25 protein-coding genes are annotated in these 21,017 nt (G+C 66.1%); 12 read left to right on the top strand and 13 right to left on the bottom strand.

The window, feature by feature from the left end:
• Positions 1-6: 6 nt before the first annotated feature.
• Positions 7-1,389, top strand: coding sequence for a histidine kinase (locus QRQ56_RS03530; protein ID WP_438737644.1), 1,383 nt, complete (start codon positions 7-9; stop codon positions 1,387-1,389).
• Complete coding sequence (locus QRQ56_RS03525) at positions 1,386-2,048, top strand: response regulator (protein WP_438737643.1); 663 nt, start codon at positions 1,386-1,388, stop codon at positions 2,046-2,048. Before QRQ56_RS03530 ends, QRQ56_RS03525 begins: the two co-directional genes overlap by 4 nt.
• Positions 2,049-2,051: 3 nt before the next feature.
• On the opposite strand, the gene QRQ56_RS03520 is transcribed toward QRQ56_RS03525, so the two are convergent.
• Positions 2,052-2,894: a hypothetical protein gene (locus QRQ56_RS03520; RefSeq protein ID WP_438737642.1), complete on the bottom strand. Its 843-nt coding sequence runs from the start codon at positions 2,892-2,894 to the stop codon at positions 2,052-2,054.
• A gap of 212 nt (positions 2,895-3,106) precedes the next feature.
• Between QRQ56_RS03520 and QRQ56_RS03515 the strand changes: the two genes are divergently transcribed.
• From QRQ56_RS03515 to QRQ56_RS03500, 4 genes are read left to right on the top strand one after another with little or no spacing between them, the layout of a single operon-like run.
• Positions 3,107-3,991, top strand: coding sequence for an IclR family transcriptional regulator (locus QRQ56_RS03515; RefSeq protein WP_438737641.1), 885 nt, complete (start codon positions 3,107-3,109; stop codon positions 3,989-3,991).
• A gap of 1 nt (position 3,992) precedes the next feature.
• Positions 3,993-5,189, top strand: a complete 1,197-nt coding sequence (locus QRQ56_RS03510) for a CaiB/BaiF CoA transferase family protein (RefSeq protein ID WP_438737640.1) — start codon at positions 3,993-3,995, stop codon at positions 5,187-5,189.
• A 40-nt stretch (positions 5,190-5,229) separates the two neighbouring features.
• On the top strand, positions 5,230-6,216 hold the full coding sequence (locus tag QRQ56_RS03505) for a Bug family tripartite tricarboxylate transporter substrate binding protein (RefSeq protein ID WP_438737639.1): 987 nt from the start codon (positions 5,230-5,232) through the stop codon (positions 6,214-6,216).
• Between the two features lie 22 nt (positions 6,217-6,238).
• Positions 6,239-7,459 (top strand): ABC transporter substrate-binding protein, encoded by a 1,221-nt coding sequence (locus QRQ56_RS03500; protein WP_438737638.1) that lies wholly within the window; start codon positions 6,239-6,241, stop codon positions 7,457-7,459.
• 27 nt (positions 7,460-7,486) lie between these two features.
• On the opposite strand, the gene QRQ56_RS03495 is transcribed toward QRQ56_RS03500, so the two are convergent.
• The 3 genes from QRQ56_RS03495 to QRQ56_RS03485 form a co-directional block, all read right to left on the bottom strand.
• Positions 7,487-7,750 (bottom strand): hypothetical protein, encoded by a 264-nt coding sequence (locus QRQ56_RS03495; RefSeq protein WP_438737637.1) that lies wholly within the window; start codon positions 7,748-7,750, stop codon positions 7,487-7,489.
• A 157-nt stretch (positions 7,751-7,907) separates the two neighbouring features.
• Positions 7,908-8,399, bottom strand: coding sequence for an SRPBCC family protein (locus tag QRQ56_RS03490; RefSeq protein WP_438737636.1), 492 nt, complete (start codon positions 8,397-8,399; stop codon positions 7,908-7,910).
• Positions 8,400-8,401: 2 nt separating this feature from the next.
• Positions 8,402-8,788: an ArsR/SmtB family transcription factor gene (locus QRQ56_RS03485; RefSeq protein WP_438737635.1), complete on the bottom strand. Its 387-nt coding sequence runs from the start codon at positions 8,786-8,788 to the stop codon at positions 8,402-8,404.
• 293 nt (positions 8,789-9,081) lie between these two features.
• Here QRQ56_RS03485 and QRQ56_RS03480 point away from each other — a divergent pair, with 293 nt between their 5' ends.
• On the top strand, positions 9,082-10,143 hold the full coding sequence (locus QRQ56_RS03480; protein WP_438737634.1) for a serine hydrolase: 1,062 nt from the start codon (positions 9,082-9,084) through the stop codon (positions 10,141-10,143).
• Positions 10,144-10,207: 64 nt separating this feature from the next.
• Here the strand turns inward: QRQ56_RS03480 and QRQ56_RS03475 are convergent, their stop codons facing one another.
• Both QRQ56_RS03475 and QRQ56_RS03470 read right to left on the bottom strand, forming a co-directional pair.
• Entirely contained in the window at positions 10,208-11,032 is an 825-nt protein-coding gene (locus QRQ56_RS03475) for an outer membrane protein (RefSeq protein ID WP_438737633.1), read from the bottom strand.
• 269 nt (positions 11,033-11,301) lie between these two features.
• Positions 11,302-12,006 carry an SDR family oxidoreductase gene (locus QRQ56_RS03470; RefSeq protein WP_438737632.1) on the bottom strand — a complete coding sequence of 235 codons (705 nt, stop codon included), beginning with the start codon at positions 12,004-12,006 and terminating at the stop codon, positions 11,302-11,304.
• A gap of 101 nt (positions 12,007-12,107) precedes the next feature.
• Between QRQ56_RS03470 and QRQ56_RS03465 the strand changes: the two genes are divergently transcribed.
• Positions 12,108-12,950 (top strand): GNAT family N-acetyltransferase, encoded by an 843-nt coding sequence (locus QRQ56_RS03465; protein WP_438737631.1) that lies wholly within the window; start codon positions 12,108-12,110, stop codon positions 12,948-12,950.
• A 4-nt stretch (positions 12,951-12,954) separates the two neighbouring features.
• Here QRQ56_RS03465 and QRQ56_RS03460 read toward each other — a convergent pair whose 3' ends face one another.
• A complete protein-coding gene (locus QRQ56_RS03460) occupies positions 12,955-13,401 on the bottom strand; it encodes a hypothetical protein (protein ID WP_438737630.1) in 447 nt (148 codons plus the stop codon).
• A 284-nt stretch (positions 13,402-13,685) separates the two neighbouring features.
• Here QRQ56_RS03460 and QRQ56_RS03455 point away from each other — a divergent pair, with 284 nt between their 5' ends.
• A complete protein-coding gene (locus tag QRQ56_RS03455) occupies positions 13,686-13,967 on the top strand; it encodes a hypothetical protein (RefSeq protein WP_438737629.1) in 282 nt (93 codons plus the stop codon).
• A gap of 52 nt (positions 13,968-14,019) precedes the next feature.
• Here the strand turns inward: QRQ56_RS03455 and QRQ56_RS03450 are convergent, their stop codons facing one another.
• The 6 genes from QRQ56_RS03450 to QRQ56_RS03425 form a co-directional block, all read right to left on the bottom strand.
• Positions 14,020-14,313, bottom strand: a complete 294-nt coding sequence (locus QRQ56_RS03450; RefSeq protein ID WP_438737628.1) for a hypothetical protein — start codon at positions 14,311-14,313, stop codon at positions 14,020-14,022.
• Positions 14,314-14,325: 12 nt separating this feature from the next.
• Complete coding sequence (locus tag QRQ56_RS03445) at positions 14,326-14,787, bottom strand: curlin (protein WP_438737627.1); 462 nt, start codon at positions 14,785-14,787, stop codon at positions 14,326-14,328.
• Positions 14,788-14,830: 43 nt separating this feature from the next.
• A complete protein-coding gene (locus QRQ56_RS03440; RefSeq protein ID WP_438737626.1) occupies positions 14,831-15,241 on the bottom strand; it encodes a curlin in 411 nt (136 codons plus the stop codon).
• Positions 15,242-15,268: 27 nt separating this feature from the next.
• The gene (locus QRQ56_RS03435) at positions 15,269-15,661 is read right to left on the bottom strand and encodes a curlin (protein ID WP_438737625.1); all 393 of its coding nucleotides are present in this window, start codon (positions 15,659-15,661) and stop codon (positions 15,269-15,271) included.
• A 120-nt stretch (positions 15,662-15,781) separates the two neighbouring features.
• Positions 15,782-16,183 carry a curlin subunit CsgB gene (locus QRQ56_RS03430; RefSeq protein ID WP_438737624.1) on the bottom strand — a complete coding sequence of 134 codons (402 nt, stop codon included), beginning with the start codon at positions 16,181-16,183 and terminating at the stop codon, positions 15,782-15,784.
• Between the two features lie 176 nt (positions 16,184-16,359).
• Positions 16,360-17,004 (bottom strand): response regulator transcription factor, encoded by a 645-nt coding sequence (locus tag QRQ56_RS03425; RefSeq protein WP_438737623.1) that lies wholly within the window; start codon positions 17,002-17,004, stop codon positions 16,360-16,362.
• Positions 17,005-17,593: 589 nt separating this feature from the next.
• On the opposite strand from QRQ56_RS03425, the gene QRQ56_RS03420 reads away from it, so the two are divergent.
• The 3 genes from QRQ56_RS03420 to QRQ56_RS03410 are packed head-to-tail and all read left to right on the top strand — an operon-like array spanning position 17,594 to position 20,987.
• Entirely contained in the window at positions 17,594-19,045 is a 1,452-nt protein-coding gene (locus QRQ56_RS03420) for an efflux RND transporter periplasmic adaptor subunit (RefSeq protein ID WP_438737622.1), read from the top strand.
• Positions 19,042-19,767, top strand: coding sequence for an ABC transporter ATP-binding protein (locus tag QRQ56_RS03415; RefSeq protein ID WP_438737621.1), 726 nt, complete (start codon positions 19,042-19,044; stop codon positions 19,765-19,767). The genes QRQ56_RS03420 and QRQ56_RS03415 overlap by 4 nt, the downstream gene beginning before the upstream one ends.
• Complete coding sequence (locus tag QRQ56_RS03410; RefSeq protein WP_438737620.1) at positions 19,764-20,987, top strand: ABC transporter permease; 1,224 nt, start codon at positions 19,764-19,766, stop codon at positions 20,985-20,987. Before QRQ56_RS03415 ends, QRQ56_RS03410 begins: the two co-directional genes overlap by 4 nt.
• Positions 20,988-21,017: the final 30 nt, after the last annotated feature.

The raw sequence follows: 21,017 nt of genomic DNA, 5'->3' as shown, positions 1-21,017 counted from the left end.
CCTCCAATGCGGAACCGCCCCAAATTCGATCTCAAGGTCCGGCTGACATTGCGGGTGGCTGCGATCACGGCCGCCTGCTTCGCCGCAATCTCCGCCTATTTCCTGATCGCCGCCGACCGCGAGGCCCATGCGCGCATCGACGGCATCGCCACCATCGTGGCGAAGACGCTGGAGCTGCAGCAGGGCAAGATCCAGTGGGTGGCCGGCCCGCGCGACTTTCCCAACCTCGACCCCGTCGCCGCCTATGTGATGACGCCCGGCCTGTGCCTGGCCGTCCGCGGCGCCGGCGGCGAGATGCTGCAGCGGTTCTGCAGTGGTGCGCCGGCCCCGGCGAGCCCGCCGCCGCAGGCCTTCTCGGCCTTCTATCGCAGCCTGTTCGACCCCGGCCGCGAAGCCGCCCGGCCCGTGATCGTGCGCGGCGCCCAGCTCGGCGAGACCGTGGTCTCGATCGATCCGGCCGTGCAGACGGCGGAAGCCTGGCACGAGGCCGGCCGGCTGACGATCGCGCTTGCGATCGCGCTGCCGCTGCTGTGTCTTTTGGTCTACGCCGCGCTGGCGCGCGCGCTGCGTCCGACCCGCCTGATCTGCACCGGCCTCGAGCGGATCGCGGCCAACGACCTCTCCGCGCGGCTGCCGCCGTTCGATCTCGCCGAGCTTTCCGCGATCCGCGACGGCTTCAACCACCTCGCCGAAAGCCTCGACAATGCGCTCGCCGAACGCAGCGAGCTGACGCGCAAGCTGATCGCGCTGCAGGACGACGAGCGCCGCCATCTCGCGCGCGAGCTGCACGACGAGTTCGGCCAGTCGCTGGCCGCGATCCGCGCGCTGGCATCCTCGGCCCGGCAGACAGCCGCGCAGGACTGTCCCGCTTTGCTCGGCGAATGCGACGGCATCGCGCGGACCGCGACCAGCATGATGGAAACCCTGCGCGGCACGCTGTTCCGGCTTCGCCCGCCCGATGTCGAAGAGCTCGGCCTCGTTGCGAGCCTGGAAGGCCTGGTCGCAGGCTGGAACGGCCGCAGCCGCGGCGAGACCCGCTTCACGATCCAGTTCGACGGCGCCTTCGAGACGCTGCCCGCCGCGATCAGCGCCAATCTCTACCGCATCGTGCAGGAGGCGCTGACCAATGCCGCCAAGCACGCCGGCGCCACCAGGGTCGGCGTGCATCTGACGATGGAAGCGGACGAGATCGCGCTCGCCATCGACGACGACGGCCGGCCCGGCGATGCCTCGGGCAAATCAGGCATGGGCCTGCTCGGCATGCGCGAGCGCGTTGCGGCCTTGCGCGGCCGGATGAGCTTCGAGGTCGATGCCAATGGCGGCTCGGCGCTGCGCGCCGTCATTCCGCTTCATCCCTCCGAGCAGCAGGTGCTGGAGCATGCGGCATGAGCGCCGCCGATGCGTCCATCCTTCTGGTCGACGACCATTCCGTGGTCCGCGAGGGCTATCGCTCCGTGCTGCAGAAGCAGCCGGGCCTGCGCGTGATCGCCGAAGCCGGCGACGGCGCGGAAGCCTACAGACTGTACAAATCCGAGGCGCCCGACCTCGTCATCATGGATCTGAGCATGCCCGGCATCGGCGGCATCGAGGCCGTCAGGCGGATCCGGCAATGGGACAAGGGCGCAAGGATCCTCATCTTCACCATGCACCAGAATGCGGGCTTCGCCGTGCAGGCGATCCGCGCCGGCGCCAGGGGCTATGTCACCAAGACCAGCCCGCCCGAAACGCTGGTGCGGGCGGTGATGGACGTGCTCGCCGGCAAGATCGCCATCAGCCCCGACATCGACCACGAGCTGGCGCTGAGCCGGCTCGGCGGCGAAAGCTCCGCTGCCGACGTCCTCACCGCCAGAGAGTTCGAGGTGCTGCGGCTGCTGCTCGCCGAGAAGACCACGGACGAGATCGCCGAGACGCTGCATGTCAGCCCGAAGACGGTGGCGAATCTGCATTCGCTGATCAAGGACAAGCTCGGCGTCGGCTCCGACATCGAGCTGGTCCGTCTCGCCTTGCGCCAGGGACTGTTGACCGAGCCCGATCTCGGCGAGGCCTGAGGCTCAGGCGAGATACTGCGTGAGATAGCCTTCCATCGCATAGAGCGCGCAGAGCGCCAGGCTCGACCACACCGCGGCGCTGAAATACAGGAACATCCAGGTCAGCTCGCCCTTCCAATGCGCGATGTCGTGGGTCACCACCCAGCGCGTCGAGACGTCATGCAGGCCTTCGAGGAAGCCGAGGAACGAGTTGCCCTCGGCATGCCCTGCCCGCCAGCGGCTGAGATACATCGGCACGTCGACGGTGACGAGGAAGGCGAGGAAGCAGGCAATGCCGACGATGCCCGACATCAGCGCCCAGCGCACCACGCCCTGGAATTCCGGCATCAGGCGGCACAGCGCGATCCCTGCGAGGAAGAACGTCACGGCCCACAGCGAGTTCTCGATCGCGTTGAACAGGAAGTTGGTCGTCACCACCGCGTACCAGGAAAAACACTCCGCGATGATGATGATCGGCACGATCACGAGGGCAATGTTCACCGCGGTCTCGGCGCCCGTCATCTTGCCGAGCTGATGCAGGATGATCGCCCATTGCGCGACGAAGCAGAGCTCGGCCACGGTCGCGACCGTCCGGCCGACGACCACGCTCGACAGCCATGTGTCGAACAGGCAGATGCGCTGCACATCGGCGCGCGGCAGCACCGAGCGGAACGCGCAGCCGAACACGTAGCCGGCGCACAGCAGGAACATCAGCCAGAGATCCGAGCCGCCGCCGTGGCTTGCCGACGGCGTCGGATAGAACTCGCGGTACAGCATGAACCAGACGAGGATGTTGGCCGCGCTGACGAGCGTCAGTGAGCCCCACCACCACGCGAGGGGATTTGACCGCGCCTGCCACTGCAACATGAACCGCTCCAAGAATTATCGATCTGACATGCCGACGTAATAATCTTGTCACAAGACGGCATGCAATCACGACAAAAATCTGTGTGGTCGCTCGGTCCGGCGGGTTCTTCAGTGAAAATTTCCAGGAGGACGCCGTGTCCACATACCGGACAATTTATCGGCTATAGACGAATCTATTGGACAGCGAGGAGACCTCCGTCTGATAGTCGGGAATGGCCCGGACAGACTCATCTAAGCCGCGACATCCGCCCTCTTCCGCCGCCGCCGTGCTGGCGGAGAGTGTCGATGACGCCGCCTTCGCCACGACGCTGGCGAAGGGGCTCGTCGTGCTCGAAGCGTTCAAGGCCGGCAGCACGCTGCTCGGCAACATGGAGCTGTCGACGCTGACGGGCATCCCGCGGCCGACGGTCGCGCGGCTGACCCACACGCTGGCCGAGCTCGGCTACCTCCGCTACGACGCCGAGCGGGCCAAATACCGCGTCAGTGCGCGGGCGCTCCGGATCGCGCATCCGCTGCTTGCCGGAATGCAATTCCGCCAGATGGCGCGGCCCATGATGCAGGAGCTTGCGCTCAGCGTCCGCGGCACGGTCTCGATCGGCCTGCTCGACGCGACGTCGATGATCTATGTCGAGACTGCACGCTCCGGCGATGTCGGGCCGCACGTGCCCGACATCGGCATGCCGATTCCCGTGGTGCTGACCGCGATGGGACGTGCCGCGGCAGCGACCCTGCCGCCGCCAGATGCAGAGCGGCTCGAACGGAACATCGCCGCCGAGGACGCCGAGCTGTGGTCGGCGTTTCGGGACAAGTACCGCGCAGGCATCACGCAATGCAAAAGCCGCGGCTTCGCCACCTGCTGGGGCGAATACATGGCTTCGATCCATGCGGTCGCAGCGCCGCTGTTTCACGCCGCCGAAACCAGACAGTCGTTCTCGATCAATTGCGGCATCCCCGCGTTCCGCCTCCAGCCGGGCCAGCTCGAAGGCGAGATCGGTCCACGGATCGCAGCACTTGCCGACAGCATCCGCGCCATCGTCGGACAAGCGACACCCGCGCAGCCGGCGCGCAAGACCAAAAAGATCAACACCGGGACATGAGATGGCTGGGCCGCTCGAAGGTTTGAAAGTTCTCGACATCGCGACGATCATTGCAGCGCCCTTCGCCGCGACGCTGCTGGCCGATTACGGCGCCGAGGTGCTCAAGATCGAGATGCCCGGCCAGGGCGACGGCGTGCGCTCGTTTCCGCCGTTCAAGGACGGCAAGCCGCTGTGGTGGAAGGCCGCCAATCGCAACAAGAAGTTCGCAACGCTCGATCTGCGCACGCCGGAAGGCCTTGCGCTGTTCAAGCAGCTGCTTCCGCGCTTCGACGTGTTGATCGAGAATTTCCGGCCTGGAACGCTCGATCGCTGGGGCTTGTCCAAGGAGGTGCTGTGGTCGATCCAGCCGCGCCTCGTCATCCTGCGCGCCACCGCCTTCGGACAGGACGGGCCCTATCGCGAGCGACCCGGCTTTGCCCGCATCTTCGAGGCGATGGGCGGGCTCACCTACATCACGGGCGAAAGCGACGGCGAGCCGACCCATCCGGGCTACCCGATCGGGGATTCCATCGGAGGCCTGTTCGGCGCCGTCGGGGTGCTCGCAGCGCTCTGGAAACGCGCGCGCGACCCCGATGCACCCGGCGAGGAGATCGACCTGTCGCTGACAGAAGCAACCTTCCGCCTGCTCGACGTCCTCGCCATCGAGCATGATCAGCTCGGCGTGGTCCGCAGCCGGATCGGCAACGCCAACGGCTATTCGGCGCCGGCCGCCGTGTTCCGCACCAGCGACGATCACTGGGTGACGCTCGCAGGGTCGACCAACGCTCTCTTCGCCGCGAACTGCCGGGCGATCGAACGGCCGGACCTGATCACCGATCCGCGCTTTGCCACCAACGACCGACGCGTCGCGCACGCCGCCGAGCTCAACGGCATCTTCGCCGCCTGGTGCGCCGGGCATCCCCTCGACGAGGTGCTGGCGCGATTCAATGCCGCGCAGGGAACGCTCGCCCCGATCTATGCGATCGACCAGATCGCCGACGACCCGCAAATGCGAGCGCGCGACGTCATCACACGCGTCCCTGACAAGGATTTCGGCACGGTTGCCATGACCAATGTCGTTCCGCGCTTCACCGTCGATCCCGCGCGACTGCGTCACGCCGCGGGCGACGTCGGCCAGGACAATGACGAGGTCTTTCGGGATTGGCTCGGCCTGTCGGACCAGGAGATCGAACGGCTCACCGAGCGAAAGGTGATCTGAAGCGACCAAGAAGACTAACAATAATAGGGAGGAAGAGATCGTGGCATCGCACGACGTCACACGACGAACCCTGCTGGGAACCATCGCAGGCGGCCTGGCCGCCAGCTCCAGCCTGACGGCACGGGCCGAGGATGCATGGCCCTCGCGCATGGTGCGGTTGATCTCGCCCTATGGGCCCGGCGGATCGAACGACATCTCCTTGCGCCTGCTCGCCGAAGAGTTCGGCCGCAGTCTCCGCCAGCAATTCATCGTCGAGAACAAGCCGGGCGCCGGCACTCGCATCGCCAACGACATGGTCGCCCATGCAACGGGCGACGGCTACACCCTGCTCTACGTCGCGGCCCCCTACGCTACCGCCGAGGCGCTGTTCGGCAAGCTGACCTATGAGCGCAAGGATCTGCAGCCGGTCGCGATGGTCGTGGTCGCGCCGCTGTTTCTCATCATCAGCGCCGACGCGCCGTTCAAGACGCTCCCCGAGTTGATTGCCTACGGCAAGTCGAAGCCGGATGGGCTGACCTTCGCGTCGCCCGGCGCCGGCTCGCAGCCGCACCTCGCCGGCGAGCTGCTGTTCCGCGATGCCGGCGTCAAGGGCCTCAACATCCCGTTCCGGGGCGATGCCGCCTCCTACACCGAGCTGCTCGCCGGCCGCGTCGATGCCACGCTGACGGCGCTGCCGACCGCCCTGCCCTACATCCAGAGCGGCAAGTTCACAGTGCTCGGCGTCGCCTCGCCCGAGCGCAGCGCGCTCTATCCGCAGGCGCCGACCTTGCGCGAGCAGGGTTTTCCCAACGTCGCCGCCGCCGGCTGGTACGGCTTCATGGCGCCGGCCACGACGCCGCGCGCGATCGTCGACAAATTCCAGGCCGAGATCCTGCGCGCGCTCGCCGAGCCCGCCATCAAGGACAAGCTGACCGCTCAGGGTCTCGAGGTGCGCGCCGGCAGCGCCGCCGAGTTCGGCCAGTTCATCGACGCCGAGACGCAGAAATGGACCAAGCTGATCCGCGATGCCGGGCTCAAGGGCGAATGACCGTTTGCGAACAGGAATGAACATGAAGAACCGACTTCTCGAACGCTCCGCCGCCTTCGCACTCGCTCTGGTGCTGTCGACCGCGCAAGCCCACGCGCAGAAGAAATACGATCCCGGCGCCTCCGATGCCGCGATCAAGGTCGGGCAGACCGTGCCGCTGAGCGGGCCCGCCTCGGCCTATGCCGTGATCGGCAAGACCCAGGCGGCCTACATGAAGATGATCAACGACCAGGGCGGCGTGAACGGCCGCAAGGTCGAGCTGATACAGTACGACGACGCCTATTCGCCGCCGAAGACGGTCGAGCAGGTCCGCAGGCTGGTCGAAAGCGACGAGGTGCTGCTGACGTTCCAGATCATCGGCACCGCGCCGAACGTCGCCGTGCAGAAATATCTCAATGCAAAGAAGATCCCGCAACTCTTCGCCGCGACCGGCGCGGCGCGCTTCACCGATCCCAAGACCTTCCCCTGGACCATGGGCTTCAACCCGTCTTACCTCGTCGAGGGCCGGATCTACGCGCAGTACCTCCTGAAGAACTACCCGAACGCCAAAATCGGCGTGCTCTACCAGAATGACGACCTCGGCAAGGACTATCTGGCCGGCCTCAAGGCGGGCCTCGGCGACAAGGCGAAGATGATCGTGGCCGAGACGTCCTACGAGATCACCGAGCCGACCATCGACTCGCAGATCCTGCGCTTGAAGGATGCCGGCGCCGACGTGCTGTTCAGCGCCACGACGCCCAAACAGGCGGCGCAGGCGATCAAGAAGGTTGCCGAGATCGGCTGGAAGGCGCTGCACATCATCGACATCAACGCCTCATCGCTCAGCGCCGTGCTGAAGCCGGCGGGGCTGGACAATTCCAGGGGCGTCGTCAGCGTCGGTTACGTCAAGGATGCCGCCGATCCCGAATGGAAGGACGACCCCGGCATGAAGCGCTACCTCGCCTTCATGGCGAAGTATTATCCCGACGGCGACAAGGATTCGAACCTCAACGTCTATGGCTACATCACGGCCCAGTTGCTGGTGCAGGTGCTGAAGCAATGCGGCGACGATCTGACCCGCGAGAACGTGATGCGGCAGTCAGCGAGCCTCAAGGACGTCGTGCTCGATCTCACTCTTCCCGGAATCTCGGTCACGACCACGCCGACCGACTATCGTGTCAACAAGCAGTTCCAGATGGTGCAGTTCGACGGCCAGCGCTGGCAGAAGCTCGGCGACATCGTGACGGACGAGGCAAAGGAATGAGGCGGCGAGAGCCGGCTCCGAAGCTGCTCACCCTCCGGCACGCAGGCCGCTGCTGCGGATGAGCTGGTCGCGCTCGTCGAAATGGTGCTGATATTCGCTGATGGCGCGATTGGCCATGCGAATCCGATTCGTCTGCCCCTCGTCGACCATCCCGGTGATGCGCTGCGCCAGAAACACGCAGGCCTGGAATTCGTCGCGAATGGCGCCGGTGCGGTCGAGGAAGTCCCAGGCAATCGCGTAGGCCTGCTCCGCGGCGGGATTGCGGTAGTCGCTGAAAACAATCTGCGTCATCGACGGTAAAGCCGATCGACGGCGCAACGTTCCAATGGCAGCCCCACCCGCCGCCGGGACCGGCGGGAACAAAAGCCCCCGCCGCCGCCCGATCCAGTTCGTGCAAGAGGCCGTCATTCCCTGCAGATGCGGCGTAGCGACCCCGGAAGGACCACCCTCAACGCTTAAGGCCCGCCACATAGGCCGCGAGCTTGTCCAGCGTCTGGTAGCCGTATTCGACGGCGCCGAAGCCGATCATGCCGTCGCGCTGCTCGGTGCTGGAAGCCAGCTGCCGCATCATCAGCACGGTCTTGCCGTTGCTCTGCTCGGCAAAGGTGACGGTGAAGCGGAACATGCCGGGATCCTCGTCCTGGTCGGTGCCGTGGTCCATCTCCATCAGGGACGGCCGCTCGATGCGGCGGAAGCGCATGCGGTTCGGATAGACCGTGCCCTCGGGGCCGATCATGTTGAAGCGCCAGACGCCGCCGACGCGAACGTCGATCTCGAAGGTCTCGAGCTTGAATCCCTTCGGCCCGAACCATTGCGGCAGATGCTTGGGGTCGGACCACGCCTCGAACACCAGATCGCGCGGTGCGTCGATCACGCGCGACATCACGATCTCGCGGTCGAGCGACCATTGCGACAAAGCGGGATTGGCAGAACTCGTCATCGTCAAGAACCTTTCTTCCTGGTTGTGCGGGTCGGCCGTTTGGCGGCCGCCTGCTCCTTCTCTTTCTTGAGCTTCATCACATAGGCTTCGAACCGGTCGAGCCGCGCCTCCCAGATCGCGCGCTGCTGCTGGAACCAGTCTTCCGCGCCGAGCAGCGCATCCGGGCTGAGGCGGCAGGTGCGCACGCGGCCGGATTTCTCGGACAGCACGAGCCCGCTCGTCTCCAGCACGTGGATGTGTTTCATGAAGCTCGGCAGCGCCATGGCGAAGGGATCGGCAAGCTCGCCGACGGACGCCTCGCCGGCACACAGCCGCATCACGATGGCCCGCCGCGTGGGATCGGCGAGTGCTGCGAAAACCTGATCGAGTGGGGATAATTGGTTAGCCATGTAGCTAACTATACACGCAGGGAGGCGCACGTCAACAATTGTTAGCCAATCAGCTAAGTTAAATTTGGAAGTGCCGTAGCCCGGGGCCGGCGGAACCCAAAACGCGCAATCGTGAATTGGGACCTCGCGGCCTCCCCGCTAAAGATATCCGGGGGCGCACCAAGCATCGTTCATCAAAGCACGTGCCGCCAATTGTCACCTCATCTCCGATCACCCGGCGAAGCTTCGCCCGGGCCGCGCTCGTTCCGCTTGCGATCGCGCTCCGCTCGCGCGGCGCATCCGCGGATTCCGACATGATCGCGCAGATGCGCGACATCGTGGCGAGCGAGCTCGCGCCGACCGCAACGCCGGATCACGCCGGCGGCCTCGCCGTCGCGCTCTATGCCGGGCGGCATGTCGAGTTCTTCAGCTACGGCCTCGCCGATGCAGCGACCGGGCGGAAGGTGACGCCCGACACGCTGTTCAATCTCGCCTCGTTGCGAAAGCCGTTCGAGACCACGCTGGTGGCGCTCGGCGTGCTGCGCGGCGAGCTGAGGCTCGACGACCACTTACCAAAATATCTGCCCGAGCTGACCGGCGACTATATTCGCCGCGTCACCGTCGGCGAACTGGTCACGCACACATCGGGCCTCTTGCTGCCGACCGACCATCCGCCCTGGCCGGACGACGAGTACACGCGCGCGCAGTTCGTCGCGATGCTGAACGCGTTCGCGCCGGCGGCGACGATCGCGCCCGGCCGGCAGCGCATCTATACCCATGCCGGCTACGTGCTGCTCCAGCTCGTGCTCGAGCGTTGCTACGGCCGGCCGATCTTTGAGCTGATCCAGCGCCGCATTTTCCGCCCCCTCGCGATGGAGGCCAGCATCATTCCCGAGCGCGGCGCCGACAATCGCGCGATCATGGATGCGGCCTGGATGCAGCGCGTGGCCCAGGGCTATTCCGATCAGGGCACGGCGATCGGGCCGATCGGCAACCAGCAGAGCTATTTCGACTTTCCCGGCACGGGCCAGATGTTCTCCTCCGCCCGCGACCTCGCGACTTTCGCGGCGGCCTGCGTCGACGGTCGCGCGATCGACCCGCATCTGCGCGAGGCACTGCGGATGACCCAGCGCGAGGCGTTCCGCGTCGACGAGAAATTCGGCCAGGCCATGGCCTGGGAGACCCTGCGGCTGCCTGATGTCACCATCATCGACAAGCCCGGCGGCCTCAACAATGCCTCCGGCTATATCGGCCTGGTGCCGGCGCGGCGGATCGCCATCGTCCTGCTCGCCAACCGCGGCGACTATCCGCACGAGATCGCGCGCTACAAGATCCTGCCCGCGCTGGCGCATCTGCTGGCATCGCACGCAAGCTGAGCTCCAAAACAGAAAGCCCCGGCCGAGCCGGGGCTTTCCACGCCAGGATGGGACCGGGATAAGATCAATACCTGGCGACGACCGGGCCGCCGAACTTGTAGTTCACGCCGACCCGCACGATGTTCGACTTGAGATCGACCGAATGCGTGAAGGTCTGAGCCGGCAGCGGGAAACCGATGTTCAGATTGTTGCTGGTCACGCTGCTGCGACCAAGGTCGACGTAGAGATACTCGGCCTTCAGCGACCAACCGTTGCCCACTGCGTATTCACCGCCGACGCCTGCCGTCCAGCCAACGCGGGTGTCGCGGATCGCACCGGACTCGGTCGCACCTGCGAAGGTGTCGCTGAAGCTGAAATTGCCCCTGACCTCGGCGATGGCGGCGCCGCCGGTGGCGTAGATCAGCCAGCTCGGTGTCGCCAGGAAGCCGATGCGGCCGCGAATGGTGGCGAGCCAGTCGGCCGAGACCGACGAATTGACGGTGAAGGTGCTCGGCGCGCAGCAGGGATACACTGCCGTGCTGGTCGCGCTGCCCTTGAAGCCGAAATAGTTGATGTCGCCTTCGAGACCGAGCACGGCGTTGTTGACCTGCCAGTTGTAGCCGGCGGTGAAGCCGCCGGTCACGCCGGAGCTGTTGAGGTGCTGGGAACCGACCGCTCCGATGGCGGTCACGCTCGAATCCGCGAAATAGGCGGCCACCGGAAACAGCGTGCTGGTGGCCGGGTTCGCGCTGCCCCATTGCCCGCCGACATTGCCGCCGACATAGAAGCCGGTCCAGTTGTAGATCGGCGCCATCGCCGGCGCCTTGGTGTAGTGCGCCGCGAGGTCGGCTGCCTGCACGGATGCGGACCCCAGGACGACCGAAGCAATCGCCAGCAAAAACTTGTTCATTCCAGTCTCCTTGCCCACGCGATCGACCTCGCGTTTCGAATGCGCGCCGATAAGCAACCGGCGCAGTGAGGGCATAGGGCCCGCGCCGCGGCTCGTCTTGGGCTGCGGCGAAGTTCGCAAGGACTGTGACGTAGTGTGCGCCTCGGATCGTGCGAACGAATGAGGAGTGTGACTGGAGGGACACAAATCGCCCATCAGCAACGGCGTGCAGCGCACGCCGCCGTCGCGTGACGACAAGGCCGCGAGGACGCGATTCGACTTTGCGTGCCTCAGACCGAGCGCGTCAGTCCGCCGTCGACGCGGATGTTCTGGCCGGTGATGTAGGCCGCGCCATCGGAGGCCAGGAACGCGATCGTCGCCGCGATCTCCTCAACCTTGCCGTAGCGCTTCATCGGCACGCTGTCGCGGCGTGCGTCCTGCTGCGGCAGGCTGTCGATCCAGCCCGGCAGCACGTTGTTCATGCGGATGTTGTCGGCCGCATGGGCGTCGGTGAAGATCTTGGTGAAGGCGGCGAGCCCCGCGCGGAACACCGCCGACGTCGGGAACATCGCGCTCGGCTCGAAGGCCCAGGCGGTCGAGATGTTGATGATGGCGCCGCCCTTCTGCGCCTGCATCAGCGGCGTCACCAGCCGCGTCGGGCGGATCACGTTCAACAGATAGGTGTCGAGGCCGGTGTGCCACTGCTCGTCGGTGATCTCGGTGATCGGTGCGCGCGGCCCGTGGCCGGCGCTGTTGACGAGCACGTCGATCCGTCCCCACTTCGCCATGGCACCGTCGACGAGGCGCTTCAGATCGTCGGTCTCCTTGTTCGAGCCGGTGACGCCGAAGCCGCCGAGCTCGGCCGCAAGGGCCTCGCCCTTGCCGGAGGACGACAGGATCGCGACGCGAAAGCCGTCCGCCGCGAGCCGCCGCGCGGCCCCTGCTCCCATGCCGCTGCCGCCCGCGGTGACGAGTGCGACTTTCTCTGCTGCCATGACCGATTATCCCTTCAGTTGAGGCGAGCCACGGGCTCGGCCTATCATGAGGCCTTCTACCGCCGGAGCTGCCGGCAGGTCCACCGCCGGAGGCATCCGTCATGAGCGAATTGCACATCCGCAATCTGCGCCCCGAAGAGGTCTTGCTCGCCGTCGACTGGACTGCCGCCGAGGGCTGGAATCCGGGCCTCTGCGATGCCGCCTGCTTCACGGTGCCGGACGCGCAAGGCTTCTTCGTCGGCGAGATCGACGGCGAGCCGGTCGCGACCGTCTCCTGCGTCAATTACGACGACCGCTTCGCCTTCCTCGGATTCTACATCGTGCGCGCGGATCTTCGCGGCTCCGGCCACGGCCTTCGCATCTGGAACGCGGCGATCGCGCATGCCGGCGCGCGCCTGATCGGGCTCGACGGCGTAGTGGCACAGCAGGACAATTACAGGAAATCCGGCTTCCAGCTCGCCTACGCGAATATCCGCTACGGCGGCATCGTCGCCGCGCCCGCGAGGCCGCCTGCCGATGTCGTTGCGCTCGACACGATCCCGTTCGCGCTCGTCGAGGCCGACGACGCCACGGTCTTCCCGGCAAGACGCAGCGACTTCCTGCGCGCCTGGATCAACACTTCGGGCCATGTCGGACGTGCGCTTTGGCGTGACGGCAAGCTCAAAGCCTGGGGCGTGATCCGCCCCTGCCGGACCGGCTACAAGATCGGCCCGCTCGTCGCCGACGACCGCGCGGCGGCGGAGGCGATCGTGCAGGCGCTGCTGCCGAGCGCGGGCGGCGGCGAAGTCTTTCTCGATGTCCCCGCCGTCAATCCCGCGGCCATCGCGCTCGCGGAATCCCTTGGCCTCAAGCCGGTGTTCGAGACGGCGCGGATGTACACGGGCGCGATCGCGCCGCTGCGCGTCGACCGCGTCTTCGGCGTGACCAGCTTCGAGCTGGGATAGGACCCTAGTAGCAGCGCGTGATGTTGACGGTGTGCTCGCTGCCGCCGCGGCCGGGCACCGTCACCTGCTCGGTCGGACAGCTCGGCACATAGGGCCGGTCGGACGGCACGACGTTCGGCGGGAAGCGATGCGTCCAGTCCCAGGGTACGTCATACGTATAGGTGTAGCGCACGTCGGTGGACACCGGCTGCTGCGCATCTGCGAAGGGCTGGCCATAGCCGGCGCTGTCGTAGAAGAAGCCGCCGCCACCGGGCCAATAGACGAAGGGGTTATTGCGGCGGTGGAAACGCGCGCCCGGCGCGATCGGCGCACGCGCCACGGCGCCGGCCGGCGCTGCCGCGAGACCATGCGGTGCGGCACCGCCGGGTCTGGCGAAACTGTCATTGGGGGTCAGGAGCAGCGCGGCTGCACCGAGCGAGGCGAGCAAGGCCCCATGCATTGTGTAGGTCATGATACGCACCAACTCGTTTGGCCTTAAGCGTTAGCGGCTCCCCGCAACCACGCTAGGCCGGGCTGTCGCCCGCCCGCAAACCTATAATTAATTATTGGTTAAGGCACGGGATTAACGCGGGAACCGGTGCGGCAAGAACGCCCGCGACCACCTCTCAAGCCGCTCCGTTCCGGCCCATGCGCTTCATAACCAGTTGATCGGAGTTGATCGACGCCGCCGGCCCGGTTCCGGAACGCTGCCGCAGTGCAACCGTTGGCTCCCGACACAAGCAAGGAGCATTTCGTATGCAGAACAAGTCAAAACTCCTCTGCCTGATCACGGCATCGCTGATCGCCGGCACGGCGGCAGCCTCGGCACAGGGTTATGGCTGGAACGGTCCGCGCGTCGGCTGGGACCGCACGGCCCCCACCTACGAGCCGGTTCAGCCGCGCGGCTATTATCCTGACGTCGCCGGGCCCTATGGTGCACTCAACGGCACCAACCATCCGACCCCGAGCTCGACGCAGGGCGACGTCGGCCCCGAGGGCAACAACAACGGCACGCTGACCGGCGGCTATCGCTGGTAAGGCCGCTTCACGCGATGCCCGCCGTCCCTCGCGGACGGTGGGCCTTCGCGCGTCAACGGCCCTGCTGCTTGCGCAGCCAGTCGAGCATGTCCTGCGGGGTGCCACTTCCGGGTCCGGCCCCTTGCGTCACGATGGCCGTATTGCCGCCGCTGCGGCGATACACCGTCGTGCGCCCGGGCTCCTTCTCGATTTTCACTTCGGCCTGCGCGGGATCGCCGCTCTGCGTGATCACCGACGTGCCGTTCTCGTCCTGGACCACCGTGGTGTGTCCGTCGGCAGCACCGGCGGGCGCGGCCGCGATCACGCTCATGAGTCCTATTCCGGATGCGAGCAGGAGCAATCTCATGTCACACCTCCATCAGCGGCCGAACTGGAAGATGGCCAGCCAGTTGAAACGCCCGAACTGTCTCACCGCTCCGCTGTTCATGTCGCCGATCTGAAGCAGGAGCGCGTTGGTGGAATTGCCGACCTGGGTGATGTCGGCGGTGTTGCTGACGCCGGACTGGCCGATGATCGCATTGGTGGTGCCGCCCATCTGGATCACGTTGGCATAGTTGCGCGTGCCGTTCTGGATAATGGTCGCGTCCACCGTTCCGGTCCCGCCGATCTGGATCACCCGCGCGATGTTGATGCGGCTGTTCTCCTCGATCGTGACCGGCTGAACGTCGTTGCCGAACTGCACGATCGTTTCGATGCTGACGTTGCGGTTGGTCACGGTGCGCTGGATCGACCCGGCGCTCGCCGGCGTGACGGCAAGCGCCGCCGCGACGGCCAGGACCTGAACGAGGACGCCTCCAAAACTCCGTCTGCCACATCGCATCGCGTTTCCCCGTTGCCTGCTGACGCCGATCACTTCGCGCGATTTACGGGCTGGTCTGGTGAATCGTGGAAGTGTTGACCAGGCCGAACTGCGCCACCGTGCCCGCATTGATCGCGCCGAGCTGCGATATCGCGCTGCTCGCGGATTGCCCGGCCTGACCGACGAAGGCGAGATTGTTCGCCCCGGTCTGCCCGACCGATGCCGAATTGGTGCCACCGAACTGCAGGACGCCCGTGGCATTGTTGGTGCCGGTCTGCGTCACCGTCGCGCTGGTGCTGCCGCCGATCATGAACACGCCCGCCATGTTGAGCTGGCTGTTCTGGTTCAGCACGACCGGCGGTCCGCCGACCGAGACGATGGTCTTGATGTCGGCGGTCTGGGCGCGGGCTGGCCCAGCGCCGACCGGACAGAGAGCGAGCAGGACGGCGCCCGCGCATCGCAAATGATGTTTCATGACATGCCTCGCAACTTCCACGTCCGTTCACGGCGCCTGCTGGAGAATGGTCGAGCCGTTCAGGATTCCGAGCTGGCCGACGCCGGCCGCATTGTTCGCGCCGATCTGACCGATCAGGCTCGTGTTTGAGCCGCCGACCTGGCCAGCGATCGCAATATTGGATGCGGTTGCGGTCGTGCCGCCCTGCCCGATCACCGAATTGTTGACGGTGAGCAGCGAGCCGGTCTGCAGCGTCGTTGCCGTGTTGGTCGCGCCGAATTGCAGCGTCGTGGCGTTGTTGCTGGTGCCGCCGCTCTGCGAAATGAACGAAGTGTTGGTCGTCCCGAACTGCAGCACGCTGGCGGTGTTGCCGGCCTGTGCATCGGCGGCCGTCAGCGCACCGAGCGCCGCAACCGTTGCAATGAAATAGGTGATCCGCATGTCAATTCCTCCGCGAGAAGAAGCGAGCCGTCGCAATTGATCGGCCGGCCGGTTGCGATGCATTCGAGAATGGCGCGGACGCACCGCAACTGGATGCGTCCGGCCACACGGTTACGTGGTTCAGTGCGCCGTCTGCGAAACGGTGCTGCCGTTGGCGCCGAACACGCTGAGCTGGCCGACGGCGGCGGAGTTGTTCTGCAGCGCGGCGGGCCCGAACGAATCCTGGGTGATCGCGCTGCCGTTGTTGCCGAACGCCACCTGGCCGGTGGTCGCCGAGTTTTGCACGCCGATCTGGTTCACCGTGCTGCCGTTGTTGAGCGAGGCCGAGCTGGTGCCCTGCATCGTGGTCGCACTGTTCACGAGGCCGAGCTGGCTGGTCGAAGACGTGTCGTTGGTGAGGCCCTGCTGCGAAACGCTGGAGCCGTTCACGACGCCGACCTGCACCGTGGTCGAGGTGTTGGCGGCCTGAGCGGCGGAGGACAGGGCGAACAATGCAACGGAAGCAAAAAACAATTTGCGCATGGAGAATACCTTTCTGTCAAAGTTGTCTGACTGAGTTCGGATGCCGCCTTGGAAGAGCCGACATCGTAGGGACAACTTTGAACCGATCCTCAGCTGCGCGACAGACTGCAGTTCATGCTAATCGGTACGGACTAGACGCCTTGCACGAAATCGCTCTCACCCGAAAGCTCGCCAGGCTAGTGCGCACCGGCTCCCGTCTCCGTATCGCGTCCCATGCTGGCGATCAGCCGCACCACCTCGATCGGCGTGCGCAGCTCCAGCTTCCGCATCATCCTGGCGCGATGCACCTTCGCCGTCACTTCGCTGACGCCAAGCCGCGCCGCGATCTGCTTGGCGACGAGCCCTTCGGCCATCAGCAGCATGATCTCGCGCTCCCGCGCCGTCAGCGTCTCGACGCGCTGGCGCGCTTCCCGCACGGCGTCCTCGCGCTCCAGCCGCCGGCGATCGCGCTCGATGCCGTGCCGGATCGCGTCGAGGATCTCCTGCTCGCGAAAAGGCTTCGGCAGAAACTCGACGGCGCCGCGCTTCATCGCCTCGACCGAGACGCGGACGTCGGAATGGCCGCTGATGAAGACGATCGGGATCGGCACGCCCGTCTCGGCGAGCCGGCGCTGCAGCTCGAGGCCGGTCGGCGACGTGCCGGGAAAGCGGACGTCGAGCACGAGGCATGACGGCCCGCCGGAAATGGTCTCCCCGAGAAACTCGTCCGTCGAGGCGAACAGCTTCACCTGGTGTCCGGTCTCCTCGCAGAGATTTCCAATCGCGGTTCGAATCTGGATTTCGTCGTCGACGACGTAAACCGTGGCTTGACCTTGATTCATGGGCAACGGACTCCCCGGCTTGCGGCTCGATGAAAATGCAACGAGCCGTCCATTCTTCTTGCAAGCGAGATCAAGGTGCTTGGATGGAATCGCGAAAAATCGAACGCGGCGCATCGCTCCGCCGGTTCGACCTCTTAGAGCCAACACGCGCCGGAGACGAGTGAAGGCGTTCACATATCGGGCTTCGTGATAGAGGAGACGGGGCCGCGCCACCGGCGGCATCGCGACGGGCCGGTCGTTGGAATGCGGCAATGCTGCGTCGAGGTCTCGCCGGCTGCGTCATGGCATCGCCACCCATCTACCGGTTCGAACGCCTCAGGTGGCCGCTTTGGCCGGACCAGACGGGACGTTCGATCGGCTTATCGAGTTCGATACCGCGCGCCCCGTATCGATACGCCCCGTATGCATTGTCTTCAAATCACGAATAGTCGCACAGCGCGCACTTTACTTCTGGATCATCAACCGCGCCCGACCGACGCCCCGGCAAGACCGACATACTGACGATCGATATCGCTTTGGTGGATTTACAACCATCGCGCGATCTTTGTCCGTGCCGCCAACGAGCCATTTCAAGAGGCGGGTATTTGATATGCGATTTGTGCCATTTATTGCCTTGCTTGGAACTGCCTGCAGCCTCGCCGCTGTCACCACCGCGGGCCCGGCCATCGTCGCCGTTGCCGGGAACGCCGCAATCAACGCGTCGCACGTCCTGCACGCGAGCCTGGAGTCGAGCCTGGCCTCGACCCGGCGCCTGCTCGCGCCCACCGGGCGTAAAGGCCAGGCACTCGGACCCGACTCGCCCGTGTTCCGCTACGCTGCGATCCAGCGCGGCAGCATCGAGCAGACCGTCACCGTCACCGGCGCCCTGCAGCCGGTGAAGACGATCGAGGTCGGTTCCCAACTGTCAGGGCAGCTCGCCCGGGTCTATGTCGACTTCAACGACACGGTCGCCAAGGATCAGCCGCTCGCCCTGATCGATCCCCGCAGCTTCGCGGCCAAGGTCGACGAAGCCCGCGCTTCCCTCGCCGTCGCCAATTCCCTCGTCGACATCGCCAGGGCCAAGCTCGATCGCGCCAGGATCGATCTGCAAAACGCGCGCGGCAGCCGCGACGTGCTCGCCGCCAAGCTCGAAAGCGCCCAGGCGGTGAAATCCTCGGCGCAGAAGACCCTGCAGCGCAAGCTGGCGCTGCAGTCGCAGAACGTGGTGGCGACGACGACGGTCGACGACGCGCAGACCGAGTTCACCGCGCGCCTCGCCCAGGAGCGCGAGGCCGAGGTCCTGATGTCGCTCAACTCCTATTCGGTCGAGGGCGCGCAGGCCGATGTCCGCCGCATCGAAGCCGAGCTGCAGCAGGCACGGATGGCCGTGCCGGAGAAGGCAGCCGTGCTCGCCGCGGCGCAGGCCGATCTCGACCGCACCGTGATCCGCTCGCCGATCGACGGCGTCGTCGTCGGCAGGTTCGTCAACGAAGGCCAGACGCTCGCGGTCGGACTGGAATCGCGCACCACCTTCGTGGTGGCCCACCGCCTCGAAGACATGGAGATCCACGCGCAGGTCGACGAGGCCGATATCGGCCGCATCGCCCCCGGCCAGCGCGCGCATTTCACGGTGGATGCCTACCCCGACCGCCGTTTCGAGGCGGCGGTGCGGCAGGTGCGCAAGGCCCCGCAGACCCAGCAGCACGTCGTCACCTACACTGTCGTCCTTGCGACCTCCAATCTGGACGGCGCGCTGCTCCCCGGCATGACCGCCCTCGTCAAGATCGTGATCGAGCGGCAGGACGACGTCCTGAAGGTGCCGCTCGCCGCGCTGCGCTTCCAGCCCACCGGCACGCGACCTGACCCGGGCAGCGCGCATAGCGGCGTGTGGGTACGCACCGCAAGCGGCGCGCTCCAGCGCATTGCCGTGACGGTCGGCGCGGCCGGCACCGAGCAGGTCGCACTCAGGAGCGGCGATCTCGGCGAAGGCAGCCAGGTCGCGGTCGGCCAGGCCATCCGTCCGGCCGGCTTCGAACTTCTCGGAATCAGGTTTGGATCATGAGCGCCTCCCAGCCCCTCATCAGCCTCCGCTCGGTCAGCAGAACCTATCGCACCGACGGGGTCGCGGTGACGGCCGTCCGCAATGTCAGCTTCGACATCGCGCAAGGCGAGATCGCGGCCGTGATGGGGCCGTCCGGCTCCGGCAAATCGACGCTGATGAACATGATCGGACTGCTCGACCTGCCGAGCGAGGGCGCGGTCTATCTCGAAGGCGCCGACGTCGCCGGTCTCTCGGAGGATCGCCGGTCGTCCTTGCGGGCCCGCAGCATCGGCTTCGTGTTCCAGTCCTACAATCTGCTGGCCCGCCACAACGCGATCGAGAACGTCGCGCTGCCCTTGGTCTATTGCGGCATCAACCGCAAGGAGCGCCTGGCGCGCGCGGAGCAAAGCCTGCAGGCCGTCGGCATGCTGCACCGGGCCCATCATTTCCCGCGGCAGCTCTCCGGCGGCGAGCAGCAGCGCGTCGCGATCGCGCGCGCCCTGATCGCCTCCCCGCTGATCGTGCTCGCCGACGAGCCGACCGGCGCACTGGACAGCCGCACCGGCGCCGAGATCCTGGCCCTCTTCGCCGCGCTCAACCGCACCGGTCAGACCATCGTGATGATCACGCATGATCCCGGCATCGCGAGGCAATGCCGCCGCACCATCCGCCTGCATGACGGCGAGCTCGTCGCCGACGAAACCGAGGCCACGATCCTGCCGAAACGGAGCGCTGTGCCATGACGATGCTCCAGGGCTTCCGGATCGCCCTGCACGCCCTGCGCCTCAATCCGCTGCGCAGCTTCCTCACCATGCTCGGCATCGTGATCGGCGTCGCCTCCATCGTGACGGTGTTCGCGATCGGTGCCGGCGCCCAGTTGCGCCTGCAGCAGCAGATCCGCTCGATCGGCGCCAACGTGCTGATGATCATCCCCGGCGCGGCCTATCAGGGCGGCGTGCGCCTCAAGGACGGCAGCAAGCTGACGATGACCGAGAGCGACGTGCAGGCCATCCTCGAGCAGATTCCGGAGATCCAGGCCGCGGCCGGCTCGATCGCCGGCACCGCGCAAATCATCCACGAGAGCAAGAACTGGAACACGACGATCAACGGCACGACGACGGCGCATTTCATGGTGCGCGACTGGCAGCTCGCCGCGGGCCGCTATTTTTCCGGCGCTGAAGAGGCCGGCGCCGCCAAGGTCGTGATCCTCGGCAGCACGGTCGCACGCGAGCTGTTCCCGGCCGGCGACGATCCGATCGGCGCGCAGATCCGCATCATGAAGGTCCCGCTGGAGGTGGTCGGCGTTCTCGATCGCAAGGACCCCGCGCAGGACGACGTCGCCTTCGTGCCGCTCGCCACCGCCAAGCTGCGCTTCCTCGGCAGCGCCAGCAACATCAACCGGGATTCGGTTGCCTATATCATCGCCAAGGTGGCCGGCGACGGCCAGATGGCGGGCGCGCGAACGGAGATCGAGAACCTGCTGCGGCAGCGCCACCGTGTCCCCGCCGGCCAGGAGGACGACTTCAAGGTTCAGGATCCCGCCGCCGCGATGGAAGCGCAGCAAGGCGCGATCCGCACCGTCGCGCTGCTGCTCGTCGCCATCGCCTCGGTCTCGCTGCTGGTCGGCGGCATCAGCATCATGAATGTCATGATCGTGTCGGTCACCGAACGCACGCGGGAGATCGGAATCCGCCGCGCGCTCGGCGGACGGATGCGCGACATCCGTCTGCAGTTTCTCTGCGAAGCGCTGGTGCTCTGCCTGCTCGGCGGCGCCATCGGCGTGCTCGGCGGCGTCACGCTCTCGATGACGGTCGCCCGCATGGCCGGCTGGGTCACCTCGATCGACGGTCAGGCGATCGGCCTTGCCCTCGGCTTCTCGATCGCCACCGGCCTCGTCTTCGGTTTCTATCCCGCCCACAAGGCATCCAAGCTGAGCCCGATCGAGGCGCTCAAGACGGAGTGAGAAGATGCCTCAGGCGGCACTATCGGCCCG

Origin of the sequence: Bradyrhizobium sp. U531 (assembly GCF_051710265.1) — a bacterium.
Classification (GTDB): Bacteria; Pseudomonadota; Alphaproteobacteria; order Rhizobiales; family Xanthobacteraceae; genus Bradyrhizobium.
This window is presented reverse-complemented; position numbering and strand designations above follow the sequence as displayed.

What these genes read in the sequence shown, in the direction of transcription:
- QRQ56_RS03420 (WP_438737622.1), top strand. Translation starts at nt 17,594, where the DNA reads ATGCGATTTGTGCCATTTATTGCCTTGCTTGGAACTGCCTGCAGCCTC.
- QRQ56_RS03530 (WP_438737644.1), top strand. Translation starts at nt 7, where the DNA reads ATGCGGAACCGCCCCAAATTCGATCTCAAGGTCCGGCTGACATTGCGG.
- QRQ56_RS03425 (WP_438737623.1), bottom strand. Translation starts at nt 17,004, where the DNA reads ATGAATCAAGGTCAAGCCACGGTTTACGTCGTCGACGACGAAATCCAG.
- QRQ56_RS03410 (WP_438737620.1), top strand. Translation starts at nt 19,764, where the DNA reads ATGACGATGCTCCAGGGCTTCCGGATCGCCCTGCACGCCCTGCGCCTC.
- QRQ56_RS03510 (WP_438737640.1), top strand. Translation starts at nt 3,993, where the DNA reads ATGGCTGGGCCGCTCGAAGGTTTGAAAGTTCTCGACATCGCGACGATC.
- QRQ56_RS03470 (WP_438737632.1), bottom strand. Translation starts at nt 12,006, where the DNA reads ATGGCAGCAGAGAAAGTCGCACTCGTCACCGCGGGCGGCAGCGGCATG.
- QRQ56_RS03515 (WP_438737641.1), top strand. Translation starts at nt 3,107, where the DNA reads ATGGCCCGGACAGACTCATCTAAGCCGCGACATCCGCCCTCTTCCGCC.
- QRQ56_RS03490 (WP_438737636.1), bottom strand. Translation starts at nt 8,399, where the DNA reads ATGACGAGTTCTGCCAATCCCGCTTTGTCGCAATGGTCGCTCGACCGC.
- QRQ56_RS03450 (WP_438737628.1), bottom strand. Translation starts at nt 14,313, where the DNA reads ATGAGATTGCTCCTGCTCGCATCCGGAATAGGACTCATGAGCGTGATC.
- QRQ56_RS03455 (WP_438737629.1), top strand. Translation starts at nt 13,686, where the DNA reads ATGCAGAACAAGTCAAAACTCCTCTGCCTGATCACGGCATCGCTGATC.
- QRQ56_RS03500 (WP_438737638.1), top strand. Translation starts at nt 6,239, where the DNA reads ATGAAGAACCGACTTCTCGAACGCTCCGCCGCCTTCGCACTCGCTCTG.
- QRQ56_RS03435 (WP_438737625.1), bottom strand. Translation starts at nt 15,661, where the DNA reads ATGCGGATCACCTATTTCATTGCAACGGTTGCGGCGCTCGGTGCGCTG.
- QRQ56_RS03475 (WP_438737633.1), bottom strand. Translation starts at nt 11,032, where the DNA reads ATGAACAAGTTTTTGCTGGCGATTGCTTCGGTCGTCCTGGGGTCCGCA.
- QRQ56_RS03415 (WP_438737621.1), top strand. Translation starts at nt 19,042, where the DNA reads ATGAGCGCCTCCCAGCCCCTCATCAGCCTCCGCTCGGTCAGCAGAACC.
- QRQ56_RS03440 (WP_438737626.1), bottom strand. Translation starts at nt 15,241, where the DNA reads ATGAAACATCATTTGCGATGCGCGGGCGCCGTCCTGCTCGCTCTCTGT.
- QRQ56_RS03520 (WP_438737642.1), bottom strand. Translation starts at nt 2,894, where the DNA reads ATGTTGCAGTGGCAGGCGCGGTCAAATCCCCTCGCGTGGTGGTGGGGC.
- QRQ56_RS03525 (WP_438737643.1), top strand. Translation starts at nt 1,386, where the DNA reads ATGAGCGCCGCCGATGCGTCCATCCTTCTGGTCGACGACCATTCCGTG.
- QRQ56_RS03485 (WP_438737635.1), bottom strand. Translation starts at nt 8,788, where the DNA reads ATGGCTAACCAATTATCCCCACTCGATCAGGTTTTCGCAGCACTCGCC.
- QRQ56_RS03465 (WP_438737631.1), top strand. Translation starts at nt 12,108, where the DNA reads ATGAGCGAATTGCACATCCGCAATCTGCGCCCCGAAGAGGTCTTGCTC.
- QRQ56_RS03480 (WP_438737634.1), top strand. Translation starts at nt 9,082, where the DNA reads ATGATCGCGCAGATGCGCGACATCGTGGCGAGCGAGCTCGCGCCGACC.
- QRQ56_RS03430 (WP_438737624.1), bottom strand. Translation starts at nt 16,183, where the DNA reads ATGCGCAAATTGTTTTTTGCTTCCGTTGCATTGTTCGCCCTGTCCTCC.
- QRQ56_RS03445 (WP_438737627.1), bottom strand. Translation starts at nt 14,787, where the DNA reads ATGCGATGTGGCAGACGGAGTTTTGGAGGCGTCCTCGTTCAGGTCCTG.
- QRQ56_RS03495 (WP_438737637.1), bottom strand. Translation starts at nt 7,750, where the DNA reads ATGACGCAGATTGTTTTCAGCGACTACCGCAATCCCGCCGCGGAGCAG.
- QRQ56_RS03460 (WP_438737630.1), bottom strand. Translation starts at nt 13,401, where the DNA reads ATGACCTACACAATGCATGGGGCCTTGCTCGCCTCGCTCGGTGCAGCC.